Genomic DNA, 18481 nt, shown 5'->3' with positions numbered 1-18481 from the left:
CCTTATCCTTTCCCGTCTTGGAAAGCAGGGTATAAGGTCATACCGCCATCCACAAAGAGTGTAACACCTGTAACATAGCTAGACTCATCTGAAGCCAGCCAAGCTGCTGCCGCAGCCACTTCTTCTGGATCTCCGATGCGATGCATAGGGACCATTCCAGCTGTTTCTTCATATTGCACTGGATCAGCAAACTTTTTAGCGTTAATAGGGGTATTGATAGCTCCTGGTCCGATGTTATTAACACGGATATTTTGTTTCGCATATTCCATAGCAGTCGTTTCTGTAAAAAGTTTTACCCCGCCTTTAGAAGCTGCATAGTGAGCGAAGCCTGGCCATGGAATTTGCTCGTGGACAGATGACATATTGATAATATTGCCTTTTTTGCCATTATCGACAAAGTATTTGAGGGCTACTTTTGATCCTAAGAAAACACCTGTTAAATTGGTTGTGATAACACGATTCCAATCTTCAAGGCTGAGTTCATGCGTTGCACTGCGGTTTTCTACACCTGCATTGTTAACCCAAATATCAACACTTCCAAAAGTATTGATAGCAGCATCCAAAAGTTTTTGGGCACCGGCTTCTTCACCAACATTGGCTTGAACAGCCAAGCCTTTACCGCCAGCTTCTTCAATAATTTTTACTGCTGCTTCAGCACCTTTGCTGTCTGAAAAATAATTCACGACAACATTCATTTTTTCAGCACCAAAGCGTTTAGCAATGGCTGTTCCGATTCCTTTAGAACCGCCTGTTACAACGGCTGTTTTTCCTGCTAATTCTGTGTACATAAGTTTCCTCTTTCTGTTAATTTGTTTGATCACAAACGTCTTACATTATATCACTTGGAGTGGGGTCTAAGTCAAACTTTTTGCTTTAAGGACAAAATCGTTTCATAAGGCTTTTAGTCTCAATAGCGATAGCAAAGCTTTTGTCACATCTCCACATTATAGATTTGATGAAGATCTGCTGAAATCTACTTAATTTTGGATGCGATAATCTTTGAATTTAAAACATTCAAAGGTTAAGCCTTACCTTCCCAGCCACCGCGTGTATCGACACCTGAGGCTGCAGCCAAAGATTCAAGCTGGCTGACTTCTGTAGCTGTTAGGGCAAGTGAAGCGACTTTGGCAGCATCTTCAACCTGCTCCACCTTAGTGACACCAAGGATAGGAGTCGTACCGCGTCCAATAGCCCAAGCTGTTGCAATTTGAGCTGGGGAAGCATCATACTTAGCAGCTAACTCCCTAAGTCCAGCCAGTAAGTCGCGAAGGGCTGGGAAAAGTGGGTTATAGGTTTGACCGCGCTGCGAATCTGCTGGCAGAAGATGATTTTCATCATATTTACCAGACAAAGCTCCTTGTTCCAAAACCATGTAGGAAAAGAATTGGATATCATTTTCCTTGCAGTAATCAAGAAGCCCATCTTCAATAGAACTGCGATAAAGAAGGCTGAAGTGATTTTGGACAGCAGAAATCTTTACACCTGACGGCTCTAGAATTTCTTGGACACGCTTGACTTGATCAAGGCTATGATTGGACACTCCGACACGCTTAACTTTTCCTGATTTAACTAGGTCAGCCAGATAAGGTGTCCAGCGTTCGACATCAGCAGAATTGTGGATCCAATAGATATCAATATAATCTGTACCAAGGCGTTTCATACTGCCATCCAACATATCCTCTACAGGATTTGCCGCCTGATCATCTTGCATACCAGGAGTAAATTTGGTAGAGATAATCACATCTTGACGTTTATAAGGGGCAATAAGCTCGCCAAGAATGCGTTCTGATTCACCAGCTGCATAGGCATAGGCCGTATCAAAAACATTGAGACCGTTAGCCAGAGCGGTATCTACGACAGCTTTTAGATCTGCTGTATCCAGTGTATTACCAAAAACAGCATTGCCGCCAAACATACCCGATCCCCAAGACCAAGTTCCAAGTGCGATTTTTGAATGAGTTGTGTTTGTCATTTGTTTTCTCCTTTATTTTCATTTTCCTTTAATGCCGTCACATTTTCTGCAGTCATATTGGCAGTAAATTCACTGATCTCATAGCTGGCAGAGTCTAGATAGCAGGCATCTTGAGCAATAAGAGGCTCAATAACTTCCTTACTATTCTGCTTGAGCAATCACAAGACCGGCTATTTCCTTATTTTTGTATGGTCTACAATAAGGAAATTACCCTTTTCAAACTGCTTTTCTGTAAACCAGGCACGATAAGCTGCTAAACGGCTTGAGACTAGGTAAAAACCCGTCCAGTATTCCTGTTTTGGAATAAACTCTCAGCGCAGTGGTTGGCTGTTTTTCCTTTTGCCGCAAGGCCAAAGCGGAAAACCTAGCCAACTGTGCGAGGGTGAGAATACGAACCAAAATTTTTAATTTTTGGGTTCTTTCCCACTCCCTCATCTTTGATGGTAATAGTCATTAAAAACATAAGATGATTCCTTTCTATATCAGATATCCTTACAAGAATACTCTGATTTTTAGCCATTTTAAGAAAAGTTAGGTCTATTTCATAATGTATACAATCAGAAACAAGTGTGATAAACTATTGAATGCTTTGATTTTTATTCTTTTTTTGCATGATAATGGCCTGTATCAAAATGTATAGTATTTGAACTTTTCCTTATTCTTGCAGCCAGCGGTAAAAGGTTGCCGGTGATACCTGCAATAAGGTTGCTCCTTCTCGTATACTGATTTTTTCCTCACGCCTTAGCTGAAGAATTTCTTCATAGTTAGAAGGTTTTTTCAGCGGCGGACGGCCAAACCGTACTCCTTTTTTCTGGGCTAGAGCAATGCCTTCTTGCTGCCGCTGACGAATATTTTCCCGTTCAACCTGGGCTACGTAGGACAAAATTTGCAAAACGAGATCTGTTAAAAATTGTCCCGTTAGCCCATGTACTGTATTTTTAGTGTTCAAGAGCGGAAAATCCAGAACAATTAGCGCCACACCTTTTATCTTAGACAGATAATTCCACTGTTCAATGATCTCTTCATAATTGCGGCCGAGCCGATCAATGGACTTAAGATACAGCTCATCTCCTTTTTTAAGTTTTCTCAACATGCGCCGATACTGCGGACGCTTAAAATTCTTACCTGATAATTTGTCTACATATATATTATTTTTGTCTACTCCCTCCTTGATGAGGGAATGAATCTGACGGTCTGTATTTTGTTCCTTAGTCGAAACCCTTGCATAACCGTATTTCACATCTTAACCTCCTTTTAAGTCAAGAAAGTAAGTGCAGTCTCTCTCATGCAAGATTTTTATTCTTTAATGGCCGTCCTAAGTATAGCAAATCCCTTAAAATCTTCTAGCCATTCGCTCAGGCAGCCACTTTATTTACCAAGAAACCCATTTATCATTCATCATAAGAATGACAAAGATTCCGCTATCTTACACATAGAAAGACCTCCGTATATCCTTTATTCATTGTATTTCTCTCCTTTCAATTGGAATAAAAACAGTATAATCCCCAGCAAGCAAAAAGTAAAATACTTTAAAAACATAGTTAATTATTCTTTTTAGTTATAATAAAAGAAAAGATAGGATTTAGGCTAATGATTCTTTCTAGCTCAATAAATGGTTTTATATTTAAAAGATCTGTAGAAAATAAGATCACTTTTTGATACACTAATAAAGTTAATTTTTATACTAAAGGAGCTATTATGTCCAAGCACAAAGCCAAACGCGTTTCTAATTATGAACTCTTTTTTGATTTAGCAGTTGTCTTAGCCATAGGCCAGCTGACCTCAGCTATTCATGTGGCACATGTTGGAATCAACGAGATCATTTCATTTCTTGCAGGATGTGTTATTATCCTTAATATCTGGAATAATGAAGCCTTTTACTACAACAAATATGGTGATTCCAGACGGGCTGATATCTACTCTGTCATTGTCCTTATGCTTTGGGTAGGTAACTTAGCCTTGGCCTTTAATTTTGATATCAGCTATCTTCGAGAAAATCCGGCCAATGTCCAAATTTTTAACACTATGCTGATTCTCTGCTATGGAACGATTGCTGTTCAATACTATCTCAAAGGGCGGGCACTCGGCTTTACACCGGATATCAAAACCAATATGGTTTTACAAATCATCTATCTGATACCTCTGATTCCTGTGGCGACGGGTCTCTGGAATTATAGTTACTTTGTGATTATTTTTTACTTTGTTCCACTGTTCTTACCCCAGTTGCTACGTTTACCCTTTATAAATAACTATCATGGCCGTACATACATCAACTTCCCTCACGCAGTAGAGCGTAACCAACTCTTGACCATTCTTACCTTTGGAGAAAGCGTTATCGGCATCATCCGCACCTACCCTCTCACAGAATATCACATTGAAGGAATTGTCTTTTTCCTAGGGATGGCGACACTCTTTATCTTTTACATGACTCAGACCTTTATCAATATCAACCATCATCAGAAAGCTTCTGTGACTAGGCTCTTCTATTCTCATGCCTTGATTATCATTGGCTTACTCTTTTTTACAGTAGGTCTTGAATTTCTGGCAGATCACCATCATCATGACTTGGGAGCACTCTTCTTTATCGGATCTGTCTTCACCTTTTATATTGGGGTCTTATCAACATCCGCCTATAACCAAGAGATTTACAAACCAAATCGCTCTATTCTTAGGAAGTACAGCATTACCTTGATTTTAGGAATTCTTGCTATTTACTTCCTTAGAGACCAGCTCAGCCTGATGGGAGTCTGTCTCGTAATCATGAATTATATCATGATGAGACTGGGGTTAAACTTCCGCAGACAGCAGCGAGAAAAACACAATGTTCCACATCCAGATCCAAGAAAGAATCTCCGCGATTTTTCTTAAAGAGTGCCAAAACAAACAGGGTGATTCCTGCTAAATCACGATCTTTTGTTTTTATATCCGCAATAACACTGCAACTGCATTTTCACTACTTAACTGTTTCCCTCACTGACCTACTTCATTCCTCTTACTCTTAGATAGTCATCAATTCAATATAGCCAACTCTAATAATCATAACCACTCGTCAAACGGGTGGTTTCTTTGTTTTGCACCTTAGGAGCAAAAGGGACTAAAAGCCGCATAACAAAAAGGAAGAACTGCTCAGTATGTGAGCTTGTTCTTCCTTTTTTAGGTCAGTAAAAGCTTGTCAATAATCGTTTGTAGAGGACTTTGATAAGAGTTTAGTTCCCTTGTCTTCTTTTTAAAGATTATTTACCCTTTTTTGTCTCTTTTCTCCTTAATCCTCCTAATAGGACAAAGAAAGATAATAAACCACCAACAATTGGCAAGAAGCTGTTTTCATCAGTATCTCCTGTCTTAGGCAATTCAGATCTTTCCTCTTTAAGAACCTGTGCCTCATGATGTAGATTACCATTCCCATGAGAAGTTTCCGTATTAGGAATCTTAGGTCTATTAGGTTTAGGATCCGAAGGAGTTGGAAGAGCATCTTTAACTTTCGGATGCTTGTCTTCGCTATCTGGAATACCGTCGTTATCATCGTCCGGATCAGTGGTATCTGGAATGCCGTCACCATCGGTATCGCGCAAGACCGTGATGGTAATGGTTTTCGTCGCTACATTGCCGGCGCTGTCCTTAGCTGTGATGGTGACTGAATAGGCGTGGGACTCATCCGGATCACCTGTCCAGGTTTCTTGGGTAGCACTGCCGGTGATTTGACCGTTCGCATAACTGAGGCCACTTGGCAGACCAGTCACGGTCACGTCCGTATTAAGATCAATCGTCTGGTCATCATTATCAGTGACGCTAACTGGAATCGGGCTGATTGCCGTTTTCTCTGTAATTGCCTTATCTTGAGCAGTAATGTCAGGAGCCGTATTATCCACTGCCTTTGGATGCTTGTCTTCGCTATCCGGAATACCGTCGTTATCGTCGTCCGGATCGTTAACATCTGGGATGCCGTCACCATCCGTGTCCCGAAGAACCGTAATGGTAATGGTCTTGCTTGCTTGATTACTAGCGCTGTCCTTAGCGGTAATAGTTACCGTATAGGCATGCGATTCTTCGCTGTCATTGGCCCAAGATTCTTGGGTAGCACTGCCGGTGATTTGACCATTGCTGTAGGACAGACCACCTGGTAAGCCGGATACTGTGACATCACGATTAAGATCAATCGTTTGATCGTCGTTATCGGTAACGCTGACTGGAATCGGGGTAATCGCCGTTTTCTCTGTCACCGTGGCATTGTCTGCAGTGATAACCGGCGGCTCCGTATCCGTAGTTTTCGGATGCTTGTCTTCACTATCCGGAATACCGTCGTTATCATCGTCCGGATCGTTAACATCTGGGATACCGTCGCCATCCGTGTCCCGAAGAACCGTAATGGTAATGGTTTTCGTCGCTTGATTGCCCGCACTATCTCTGGCTGTGATGGTGACTGAGTAGGCGTGGGATTCATCCGTATCGCCTGTCCAGGTTTCCTGATTAGCACTGCCGGTAATTGGACCATTACTGTAGGTCAGACCATCCGGTAAACCAGATACGGTGACATCACGATTGAGGTCAATCGTTTGATCGTCACTATCAGTCACTGCGATAGGGATTGGGGTGATCGGGCTCTTCTCTGTCACCGTAGCGTTTTCTGCAGTAATGATTGGCGGTTCTGTATCCGCTACCTTCGGATGTTTATCCTCGCTATCCGGAATACCGTCGTTATCGTCATCTGGATCTTCTGTATCAGGGATCCCATCGCCATCGGTATCGCGCAAGACCGTAATCGTAATGGTCTTGTTCGCTTGATTGCCGGCGCTGTCCTTAGCCGTGATGGTGACTGAATAGGCATGAGACTCATCCGTATCGTCTGTCCAGATTTCTTGGGTAGCGCTGCCGGTGATTTGGCCGTTCGCATAACTGAGGCCACTTGGCAGACCAGTCACGGTCACATCCGTATTAAGATCAATCGTCTGGTCATCATTATCAGTGACGCTAACTGGAATCGGGCTGATTGCCGTTTTCTCTGTAATTGCCTTATCTTGAGCAGTAATGTCAGGAGCCGTATTATCCACTGCCTTTGGATGCTTGTCTTCGCTATCTGGAATACCGTCGTTATCATCGTCCGGATCAGTGGTATCTGGAATGCCGTCACCATCGGTATCGCGCAAGACCGTGATGGTAATGGTTTTCGTCGCTTGATTGCCGGCGCTGTCCTTAGCTGTGATGGTGACTGAATAGGCGTGGGACTCATCCGGATCGCCTGTCCAGGTTTCTTGGGTAGCACTGCCGGTGATTTGGCCATTGCTGTAGGTCAGACCATTTGGCAAACCGCTCACCGTCACGTCCCTATTGAGATCAATCGTTTGGTCATCATTATCAGTCACTGCGATGGGGATTGGGGTAATCACCGTTTTCTCTGTCACCGTGGCATTATCTGCGGTAATGACTGGCGGCTCCGTATCTGCTGCCTTTGGATGCTTGTCTTCGCTATCCGGAATACCGTCGTTATCGTCGTCTGGATCTTCTGTATCTGGAATGCCGTCGCCATCCGTATCCCGAAGAACCGTAATGGTAATGGTTTTCGTCGCCACATTGCCCGCGCTGTCATTAGCCGTGATAGTTACCGTATAAGCGTGGGACTCATCCGTATAACCTGTCCAGGTTTCCTGATTAGCGCTGCCGGTGATTTGCCCGTTCGCATAACTGAGGCCACTTGGCAGACCGCTCACCGTCACATCGTTATTAAGGTCAATCGTCTGATCGTCGTTATCGGTGACGCTGACTGGAATCGGGCTGATTGCCGTTTTCTCTGTCACCGTGGCATTGTCTGCGGTAATGACTGGCGGTTCTGTATCTGCTGCCTTTGGATGCTTGTCTTCGCTATCCGGAATACCGTCGTTATCATCGTCCGGATCGTTAACATCTGGGATGCCGTCACCATCCGTGTCCCGAAGAACCGTAATGGTAATGGTCTTGCTTGCTTGATTACTAGCGCTGTCCTTAGCCGTGATGGTTACCGTATAAGCATGCGATTCTTCACTGTCATTGGCCCAAGATTCTTGGTTAGCCTTACCTGTGATTTGACCATTGCTGTAGGTTAGACCATTTGGCAGACCACTCACCGTCACATCGTTATTAAGATCAATCGTCTGGTCATCATTATCAGTGACACTGACTGGAATCGGGGTAATCGCCGTTTTCTCTGTCACCGTGGCGTTGTCTGCGGTAATGACTGGCGGCTCCGTATCTGCTGCCTTTGGATGCTTGTCCTCGCTATCCGGAATACCATCGTTATCATCATCAGGATCAGTGGTATCTGGAATGCCGTCGCCATCGGTATCGCGCAAGACCGTAATGGTAATGGTTTTGGTGCCTACATTGCCCGCGCTGTCCTTAGCCGTGATAGTTACCGTGTAGACATGCGATTCTTCGCTCTCATTGGCCCAAACTTCCTGATTAGCACTGCCGGTGATTTGACCATTGCTGTAGGTCAGACCGTTTGGCAGGCCGCTCACCGTCACATCGCGATTGAGATCAATCGTCTGGTCATCATTATCAGTGACACTGACTGGAATCGGGGTGATTGGACTCTTCTCCGTAATTGTCTTATCTTGAGCAGTAATGTCAGGAGCCGTATTATCAGCTGCCTTTGGATGTTTATCCTCGCTATCAGGAATACCGTCGTTATCGTCGTCCGGATCTTCCGTATCGGAGATCCCATCACCATCCGTGTCACGAAGAACGGTAATCGTAATGGTCTTCGTCGCTTGATTGCCCGCACTGTCCTTAGCGGTAATAGTTACCGTATAGGCATGCGATTCTTCGCTGTCATTGGCCCAAACTTCCTGATTAGCACTGCCGGTGATTTGACCATTGCTGTAGGTTAGGCCATCCGGTAAGCTGGATACCGTGACATCACTATTAAGGTCAATCGTCTGATCGTCGTTATCGGTAACGCCAACTGAAATTGGGGTGATCGGACTCTTCTCTATTACCGTAGCATTATCTGCAGTAATGACTGGCGGCTCCGTATCTGCTGCCTTCGGATGCTTGTCCTCGCTATCCGGAATACCGTCGTTATCGTCATCCGGATCAGTGGTATCTGGAATGCCGTCGCCATCTGTATCGCGCAAGATGGTGATTTTAACACTTCCAGTTACAGTTTCATTTCCCGAAGTTACGGTTACAGGCCAATCAAAACTGCGGCTGTCTTCATTATCTTCCCAGTTCGTAATTCTTGGAGTAGCTGAGAGAATGCCTGAATTGCTAATTTGCAAACCTGAAACACCTTCTGGCAGTGGAGCTGCCACTGTTTGACTAGGTGTCTTGTTGGTGAAAACAACTTTTCTCGAACTTTGTCTAGACTTCTCAAGCAAAATTTGACTGCCTGTTGAAATAGCAAGCGGTGTCGGTGTACTCCACTGTGCATAAAGAACTGTATCTTCTTTTAAAGCAATTGTCTGACCTGGTCTATAAGAAGTTCCACGCCCATCTGCTCTTGTATTCCAACCAATAAACTGCTTATTGTCATAAGTCAGACTAGATCCACCCTGAATAACATAATTGCTGCCTTGAACCTGCTCTGCTGCTTCTGGTACTGTCCCGCTTCCGCCGTTGGCGTCATAGGAAATTTTTCTGACAATCGGATCCCAAACCGGAATCAGCTTTGTATCTGCAACGATTAAATTGGATAGATCAAAGGCAACCAGAACACCGTTAACTTCCGTGTACCAGCCCTTGAAGTAACTCATGTCATAACCTTCAGGAATACTCAACAAACGATTGACAGCATTCGCATCAACAGCATTTTCCTTATAGACCTTTAAGACGGTAGATTGAGTCCTGTCAGCATCATGATAGACCGTCACATTCAATGGTTCAGCTCTCCAGCCAGCATAAAGGCGGATATTTTCTTCAGGCATTTTGATACCTGTGATATCATAAGGTTCTCCAGTTCCTGTTTCAGACTCATACCAACCGGTAAAGGTATATTTGGTACCATCTGCCTCATAACTTGTTTGTCCAACCACAAAACCTGGAGCATTCAGATTGACATGGTCAGATAGATAAGCATCGTAAGGCACTGTAAAGCTAATCGCATTTTCGGTAATCCCTTTGCGGTTTGGAACTAATTCAAATGTATAATGATTGCGTTTATAGAAAATATAAACATTAGGCGTATTTCTGGATAAAAGATATCGCTCATTGCCGGAACTGATGCCATTCATCTCACTAGCCGTTCCTGATCCCACATACTGAGCTGTGAAGCCCGGGATTGAGTAATTAATCATCCGCATCAAGACATTGCCAATAGCCCCGACAGTAACAACATTTCTAAGACCTTCTCCAAGCACATACTGGTAAATACGATAGTTTCCAATTATTCTTTTCTCATAAATTTCAACATTAGAATCCCACATGCCTCGGTTGTAGCCGTTGGTAACATAACGTTCCATCTTATAATCTACATCCCAGTATGCATATTCAGGGTTGTTAACTTGGGCATTAACCTCCCTAAAGATGTCGGTCATATCCTTACCGACCTTAGCCCTTCCCGTACGAATTTGTCTGCCATCGTATCTGTAAAAGGTATAGCGATAAACCTTACGATCAACATAGACTCTAATGACCGTAGTCCCATCAGCAGCAATCTTTGCCGTTTCTGCATGGTTCAATTGGTACTGGTCTGTCGGTGTGAAGCTATAACGAGTTGTATCACCTGTCCTTCCTGTTAAAACCTCAGATGAATGCAAAGAATAATTACTATCTTCAGCATTTTCATAATAGTAAAGAACGGTGTAAGGAGTATTCGTATTTTTCTCCCAAACCGCATAAAGCTGCAGATCACTTGTCACAAGTGTACTATCAGCAACCTTATCCCCATCTGGCGTCAAAGACCAGTGTTTAAAGGTATAGCCAGCTCGCGTTGTTGTGACACCACCAACATTGAGGGCTTCATTGGGATTACGCAGAGCCAGCTCGACCGGTGAGCCTCCCATTGTATTAAAAGAGATCTTCCATTTTTCCTGTAGAACTGCATAAAGGGTTATATCCGCCTGAACAGGTATTGAAAAGTCATAAGCATCTCCATTAGGTGTCAAGGACCAGTGCTTAAAGGTCATCCCACTGCTTCTAATATCAACAGGCTCTGGCTGAGCCAATTCTCCTGTTTTTAGCTGAACGGTCTTTAAAGCGATCCCTTCACTGATATAAGTCACGCTGACTTTGTTTTCATAGCGTGCTTCAATAAAGTGTTCATAGTCAGAAACTTTTGCAGCAGTAATGATTTCTGTAAAATCAACTGGCTGACCAGCCTTAGCTCCGCTGCGATAGAACCAGCCTACAAAGACCTTTCCTGCTGGCGGTGTCGGAGTTGCTGGTTCTGTTAAGCTTCTATTCTCTGTAGAAATGATCTGCGTCTGAAAAGGCTTATCGCCTTTTAGTTCATCATAAAAATAGTAAGTTGGATAATCCTGATTGAGGGCATTAATGCTGTCTTTTAGCTGACTGAGAAGCATTCCCAGTTCGCTGACTTCTCTGTCAATATCCTTTTGTGTAATATTACCATTATTTAGGACATTGGTCCTAATAGCAGCAATTTTATCTCTAACGTGATTATAAAAATTAGTATAGCTAGCGACTAATTCAGAGTCGCGGTTTTCTGTCTTAACAGACTCATCCAGCACTGTGTCTGCTTCTGACACTAAGGCCTCTAAGGCAGACTTATCAGCTGGCTCTTTAGCCTCAGCAGCTGAAGCTGTGCTTTCATCTTTATGAGATGCTCGATCAGCTTCTAAGGTCGAAGCATGATCAGCTGCAACTCTACTTTTTTGGTCAGCAGAAACTTCAGCTTTTTTGGATACAGTAAAAGTAATGACATTGCTACCATTTTCAGTAACAGTCTGAGTCACCAAAGATGCACCAGCTAACTGATAGTCTGGCAGAGCTGTCATATCTGCCGTCTCTGTAACACTTGTGCTGGCTGGCTGTGTTCCTGTTACAGTAACATCTGTACTCTTGCTTGCACGATAGACCTCTTGGCCAGATCCATCCACATAAACAACTGTATAACCGACCGCCACTGTCCGAGGCTGCTCTGCTGTTGTCGTTTCTGACTGTGCAGGAGCAGATGCTGCTTGATCTGTTCTTGCTTCAGTTGCAGGTGCTACAGTAGCTGACTCAGTTACAGTCTGAGTCTGTTCCGTATCAGTCGGGGCTGTCACAGTCTGAGTCCTTGAATCTTCAGCTCGAGCGTTTATTGGTGCCAAACCCAATGTAAAGGTTAAACCAACCATTACAGAGCCTGCACCGATTCTCTTCATCTTACGAATAGAAAAGCGCTGTTTTTCATTCATTCTTTGTTCCACAAAGATCTCCTTTAATTCATCACTATTAAATCATCTTGCTTTAGTCATTTTAATCATCAAACGATAATATTATACATTTATATGACAATTATTTCTAGTTAATTGCTTGTTTTTTAAAAAAATTAAATTTACAAATAAGAAAAATAAGACCAGGAGTGGGAGGATCATCTGTCATTCCTTACTACAGAGAGTTTTTTACAAGAGACTCATGCTGTTCTAAAAAAATATCATGTTAGATCGGTAAAGCTGATAGGGCATAGTGCAGGCGGATACTATGCTCAGCTCTTTGTTCAGATGTATCTGGAAATGGTAAGCTCACTTTCCTCAGTAAGCAGTACAGTTCCGCTTAATGGCAGAGATACAAAAAAGATAATCAATAGCCAATGAAAACTCCTTGTATTATTATCCTTTCAATTGAATCTTTTTTGGCAATAAAATTCTTGTTTGTTTAGTGATCAGCCAAAAGCTAATCTATCCTAATATCTATCAGTGCATCTGTATTCTATTCCTTAGTCTGCTGTCTCCGTGCACCTTCGACAGTCTAAAACCGCAAAATAAAAACAAGAACAATATAACAACTGTTCTTGTTGATAAACAATTTTCTATGAATATTCTTTTTGCCTTGTATAGACTTTCACCAGCAGAGCTGCGCACTCAGCTTCGCTGTTACCGCATACTAACGTTATTGCATTGCTGTTCTTCGTTCTTTCACTCCTTGACTAGCAAACTGACGCACTCGATATGATGTGTCTGCGGAAATAAATCAACTGGCTGAACTTTCTTGAGCTTGTAGCCTAATTCTTGGTAGAGCTTGATGTCACGCGCCATAGTAGCTGGGTTGCAGGATATATAGACTATCTTTTGGGGCTGCATATCTGCAGAAGCCTTAATAAAACTTTCTGTAAGGCCTTTACGTGGTGGATCAACGACAACAAGATCTGGCTGGATATTTTCATTCGACCATTGAGCCATGGCTTTTTCAGCTGAGTTGGCTGTATAAACTGCATTAGAAATACCATTTAAAACAGCATTTTCCCTAGCATCTTGGACAGCTTCTTTAACGATTTCAACACCATAGACAGCTTTCACCTGTTTAGCAAAAGATAAACCTATCGTTCCAATCCCCGAATAAGCATCAATAACAACAGCATCCTCCGATACATCCGCAAATTCAATTGCTTTTTCATATAGTTTTTCGGCCATAGCAGTATTAACTTGATAAAAAGACTGAGCTGATATGGCATAGCGGTTGCCAAGCATTATATCCTCAATCCTATCATTGCCATAAAGAGTGCGAAATTCCTCTCCCAGGATCGTATTCGTATTTTGATCGTTAATATTTTGAATAATGGACTTAACAGCAGGAAAAGCTTCCACGATTTTTTCAATCATTTGCTCTATACGGAAAATTTTAGGACGGCTCGTCACCAAAACCAACATAAGCTGGCCTGTATAATGGCCGCGACGAACCAGAATATGGCGGATCAAGCCGGTTTGCTCTTTTTCATCATAAGGTTTGAGATCAAAACGGCGGAAAAGATCGCGCACATAAAGGATTAATCGGTCAATCTCTTTATCTTGAATCCAAAAATCTTCAATTGGGACAAGATCATGAGAATTCTTGCGAAAAAAGCCAGTCTCAAGCTGTCCCTTAATTCGTCGGACCGGCACTTGGGCTTTATTGCGATAAGCGAAAGGAACTTCCATGCCAAGTGTCAAAGGAACATCCACGTCTGTTATCCCAGCAATTTTAGAAAGACTATTTTGAACTTGCTGACGCTTAAAAGCCAGCTGTGCGGGATATTTTAAATGTCCTAAATCAGCAATGCCTGTCCTTAGGTAAGTCAAATTAAGTTTCTTTTGACGCTGATCGGACATTTTAATAAAGGCTTCCACCTTGCCAAACCCGATTCTTTTTTTCACCTTAAGAACACGCATATGGATCTTTTCAGTCGGAAGAGCATTCTCAACAAAGAAAACAAAACCATTCACTTTGGCAATACCCGCGCCATCATGGCTCAAATCACTAATTTCTGTTTCGACAATATCATTTTTTGTTAACATTTTTTCTCCAATACAAAAGGCGGCTCTATGGCCGCCTTCTATTATATCATATTAGTGTATTAGCGCAGGCCTAGATCTTTTAGCTTTTCTTGATACTTATCAAAGTCAATTGATAAAGCTTGACCGCCATACATATCCATTTCATCAACCCAATCTCCATTTTCAGGAATAGTCACCTGCTTAACGCCCTTACCGCCTGTCAGAGTTGATAAACCATTGCTTAACAAGAACCTAAAGGGAACATTGGTTGATGTCAAAGCATAAACCTTACCCAAGGCTGCAGATCCAGTGAAAAGCTTTGTAGGATCTTTAATCTGAGACATGACAGCCGACATAACCTGCTGCTGACGCTTGGTCCGCCCAAAATCACCTTCATCATCTTTACGAAAACGTGCATAATTGAGCAGAGTCCGCCCATCCATCTTTTGTTTTCCAGTAGAAATGGTTTGATTGGGGACAACGCCATCTTTCATATTCAAATCATCAGGTACATCCACTTTATCTACAGCTTGGCCGCCTACTGTCGCAAATTTTGCATTGATACGTACACCGCCTGGGAAAAGGGTATCAATAGCCTCTGCAAAGGTCTGAAAATCAACCATCATATAATATTTGATATCAATATCAAAATTGCGCTTGAGTGTTTTGCGCATAAGCTCTGCACCTTGATTATTATTTTGTTCACCAATGTTAAATGCGGTGTTTAGCTTATTATCTTTAGAATAACTATCAGCACTGGCACCTTTGATATTGACAAGAGTATCCCGCATAAAGCTGACCATCTTAATTTTTTTGTCTTTATTGCCGACATTAACAACCATGATAGTATCTGTTCTAGCATCTGATGACCCTTGTGTTACACGCTGGTCACTTCCTAAAACCAAGATATTAGTACCATCTTTAGTATCCTGTCCATTAAACTTTTCAACCACTGCTGGCTTATATTTTTTATTGTTGCCAGAAGAAATATCGTTCATGCTTTTTACAAACATGAACACCATTCCGGCTATAATAGCCAATAAAAGAAGAAAAGCGATCTTTAATAGCCGTTTAAAGGTCAGACGGCGGCCTTTCCTAGGCCTTCTCCCTGAACCTGCTGCAGACACAGGTCTTTTTTCTTTGCGTTTTTGACGCTTTTGATCATTGTCCTGATAAACTGGCAGGCCTTGATCTGTATAATCACTGCCGGAGTAATAATCATCCCACTGTTCAGCATCCTGATATGGATCATCATAATCATCGTAAGAAAGATTTGAATGCCCATAGCTAGCAGAACCATAAGAGGAATAATCAGTATCAGGTTCTTCATAAGAATAAGCCTTAGCATCTCTGGCTTCAACCTTCTTTCGAAGATAATCAAACTCAGCCTGTTCACGACTGCTGAGATAGGCTATATTTTTTAGGAGGTACTCATAGCGCAACTGTTCGTGGCGGCTTACTTTTCCTTTGTCATTTCTGCTCATGTCTTTATCTCTATCTCATTTCATAGTATTCTAATCTATTTTTACAGCCTGTAAACGGCATACTTACCCAAAATTTTATAATGAATTCCCATACTTGTCAACTCTTGGAGCGCAAAAGAAACCAATTCATCATTATTATTTTCAAAATCAATGATAAAGAAGTATTCACCTAAGACAGTCTTTAAAGGGCGGCTTTCAATCTTAGTCAGATCAATCCCTCTCCAAGCAAAAACAGAAAGTGCTTTGTATAGAGCTCCAGGTAAATTATCTGGCAGCGTCAAAGCCAAAGAGATCTTGTGATCAATCTTAGATAAAGATAGATGCGGCACTTGCTTTCCCAAAATCCAAAAGCGCGTAAAATTTTCTTCTATTTCCTGAATATCTCTAGCTATAATGGCAAGACCGTATTCATTAGCTGCGGCATGCGGTGCAATCGCTGCAAAGTTTTCCTTAGGATTTTCAGCAACTAAGCGAGCTGCATAAGCTGTACTGGCTGTTATTTCAATTTTAGCCTCTGGATAATTTTCCTTAATATATTTTTTCCCCTGTGCAATAGCTTGAGGATGGGAAAAAATAGTATCAATTTTCTTAGTAGAACTCGCAGCCATTAATTGCTGTTTAATAGGCTGAATAATTTCAGCAACTGCTCCAACTTCTGCCTGATGAAAAAGATAATCAGATGTCTCGTGGACACTTCCTTCTATTGAATTTTCAATTGGAACAATGGCAAAATCAACGATCTCATCTTCGTAAGACTTAATGACTTCGGTAATATTCTCAAAAGACAATAAATCTGCCTGAGGAAAAGCCTTAAGGGCAGCATTATGTGTAAAAGAACCGCTTGGTCCTAAATAAGCAACTTTCATTTAAGTTCCTCAATAATCTGTTCTGGTGTTTTCTTGCTGACATCAATAACTCTATTGGCGGCCTCTTCATAGAACGCCTGCCTGCGATCAAAGATCTTCTTAAATTCCTGACGGCTGTTATTAAGAAAAAGCGGACGCAAATGATTTTTATCTTGTTCAATACGCTTATAGAGTGTGTCAAAATCCGCTTTCAGATAAATCGTATCACCATTTTGCGCTAAGATTTCTCGATTGCGCATACTCTCAACGACTCCGCCGCCTGTAGATAAAACAAGCTGAGAATCAGCCAAATTAGCCAGCGTTTCAGATTCAAGGCGGCGAAAAGCCTCTTCTCCTTCTTGCTCAAAAAAATCAGCAATCGGCATACCGATTTTTTCCGTAATCACATCATCCATATCTATGAAATCTGGGTCTAAAAGCCGTGAAACTGTCGACTTACCAGCTCCCATAAATCCGATTAAAATTTTAGCCATTGCAAATACTCTCCAAATCTTTAAAGAAGCTAGGATAGCTTGTGTTGATTGCTTCTGCACGTTCCAATTCGACGTCTCCTTTTTTTACTAAAAGAGCTGCAATCGCTGCCATCATGCCAATACGGTGATCGCCAAAAGTATTGATCTTAGCTCCATGAAGAGCCGTTTTTCCTTCAATAATCATGCCATCCTCAGTTGCTAAGACATGTGCTCCCATAGCATTTAAAGCATCTGCAACGACCTGAATACGATCCGTTTCCTTAACCCTTAATTCTTCAGCATCTCTAATAACTGTTCTCCCCTTTGCCTGAGTTGCTAATAAAGCAATAATAGGTAATTCATCAATAAGACGCGGAATGATGCTGCCCTTGATCTCGATGCCTTTTAACTCTGAACTTTCAACCCGAATAGCGGCAGACTTTGCTATCTCATCCTTATCTGTCAAGCTGATTTTTCCGCCCATAGCTTCAATAACGTCTAAAATGCCTGTACGTGTCTCGTTAATACCAACATTTTTCAAAACCAGTTGAGCATTGGGAACAATCAAGCCCGCTACCAACCAAAAAGCAGCACTGGAAATATCACCTGGGACAAGAACCTCTTGTGCTGTAAACTCTTGGCCGCCGACAATCTGGATTTCCTTGCCTTTGATAGCAATTTGACCGCCAAATTGCTTGATCATATCTTCTGTATGATTTCTTGTCTGCTCTTTTTCAACTATAATGCTTTTTCCTTCTGCCTGAAGAGCAGCAAAGATAAGAGCTGACTTGACTTGTGCCGAAGCAAGAGGAAGCTGATATTGAATGGGACGCAGCGTTTGAGAACCCTTCATTTTTAAAGGCGGCAAATCCCGATTTGTCTGTCCCCAAATCTCAACCCCCATCTGACGCAGAGGAATCGTAATCCGATCCATAGGGCGTTTTGAGAGAGAATCATCACCAAACAGCTCTACTTGAAAATCCTGACCAGCTAAAACACCTGCAATTAAGCGTATTGACGTTCCTGAATTTCCCATATTCAAAGCTTTTTGAGGTGCCTTTAAGCCCTTAAAACCAAGCCCGTGGATTTCTATAACACCATTTCTATCCTCAATCTTAACACCTAGATCTTGAAAAGCCTGCATGGTTGATAAAACATCTTCACTATGCAAAATACCGTAAACTCTTGTAACACCTTGTGCCAGACTGCCAAACATGATGGAACGGTGGCTAATTGATTTATCCCCCGGAACGTGTATGCTGCCCTTTAAATGATGGACATCCGTTTGTAATTTCATCCAAAACTCCCATGTTTTATTTCC

Annotated in this window: 10 protein-coding genes; 1 reads left to right on the top strand and 9 read right to left on the bottom strand. The window is 42.2% G+C overall.

Translation table 11 applies throughout. The features are described from left to right. Window positions 1-2: 2 nt before the first annotated feature. The 3 genes from STRMA_RS02085 to STRMA_RS02075 form a co-directional block, all read right to left on the bottom strand. Window positions 3-788: a glucose-1-dehydrogenase gene (locus tag STRMA_RS02085; RefSeq protein ID WP_003078517.1), complete on the bottom strand. Its 786-nt coding sequence runs from the start codon at window positions 786-788 to the stop codon at window positions 3-5. A gap of 233 nt (window positions 789-1021) precedes the next feature. Then, the gene (locus STRMA_RS02080; protein WP_003081003.1) at window positions 1022-1972 is read right to left on the bottom strand and encodes an aldo/keto reductase; all 951 of its coding nucleotides are present in this window, start codon (window positions 1970-1972) and stop codon (window positions 1022-1024) included. 655 nt (window positions 1973-2627) lie between these two features. After that, window positions 2628-3212, bottom strand: coding sequence for a recombinase family protein (locus tag STRMA_RS02075; RefSeq protein ID WP_003081598.1), 585 nt, complete (start codon window positions 3210-3212; stop codon window positions 2628-2630). A 458-nt stretch (window positions 3213-3670) separates the two neighbouring features. On the opposite strand from STRMA_RS02075, the gene STRMA_RS02070 reads away from it, so the two are divergent. After that, a complete protein-coding gene (locus tag STRMA_RS02070) occupies window positions 3671-4840 on the top strand; it encodes a low temperature requirement protein A (protein WP_003081117.1) in 1170 nt (389 codons plus the stop codon). Window positions 4841-5205: 365 nt separating this feature from the next. Here STRMA_RS02070 and STRMA_RS10020 read toward each other — a convergent pair whose 3' ends face one another. From STRMA_RS10020 to aroA, 6 genes are all read right to left on the bottom strand, one after another. Beyond that, complete coding sequence (locus tag STRMA_RS10020) at window positions 5206-12315, bottom strand: putative Ig domain-containing protein (protein ID WP_003080885.1); 7110 nt, start codon at window positions 12313-12315, stop codon at window positions 5206-5208. Window positions 12316-13023: 708 nt separating this feature from the next. After that, entirely contained in the window at window positions 13024-14379 is a 1356-nt protein-coding gene (gene rlmD, locus STRMA_RS02060; RefSeq protein ID WP_003078888.1) for a 23S rRNA (uracil(1939)-C(5))-methyltransferase RlmD, read from the bottom strand. Between the two features lie 59 nt (window positions 14380-14438). Next, window positions 14439-15842, bottom strand: coding sequence for an LCP family protein (locus STRMA_RS02055; protein ID WP_003080555.1), 1404 nt, complete (start codon window positions 15840-15842; stop codon window positions 14439-14441). Window positions 15843-15883: 41 nt separating this feature from the next. After that, a complete protein-coding gene (pheA, locus tag STRMA_RS02050) occupies window positions 15884-16708 on the bottom strand; it encodes a prephenate dehydratase (RefSeq protein ID WP_003082225.1) in 825 nt (274 codons plus the stop codon). Beyond that, on the bottom strand, window positions 16705-17181 hold the full coding sequence (locus STRMA_RS02045) for a shikimate kinase (protein ID WP_003080393.1): 477 nt from the start codon (window positions 17179-17181) through the stop codon (window positions 16705-16707). Before STRMA_RS02045 ends, pheA begins: the two co-directional genes overlap by 4 nt. Beyond that, complete coding sequence (aroA, locus tag STRMA_RS02040; RefSeq protein ID WP_003081674.1) at window positions 17174-18457, bottom strand: 3-phosphoshikimate 1-carboxyvinyltransferase; 1284 nt, start codon at window positions 18455-18457, stop codon at window positions 17174-17176. The genes STRMA_RS02045 and aroA overlap by 8 nt, the downstream gene beginning before the upstream one ends. Between the last annotated feature and the right edge of the window lie 24 nt (window positions 18458-18481).

It is taken from the genome of Streptococcus macacae NCTC 11558 (genome assembly GCF_000187995.2).
GTDB classification, from domain to species: Bacteria; Bacillota; Bacilli; order Lactobacillales; family Streptococcaceae; genus Streptococcus; species Streptococcus macacae.
The sequence above is the reverse complement of the archived record's forward strand: the minus strand, read 5'-3'. Positions and strand labels throughout refer to the sequence as shown.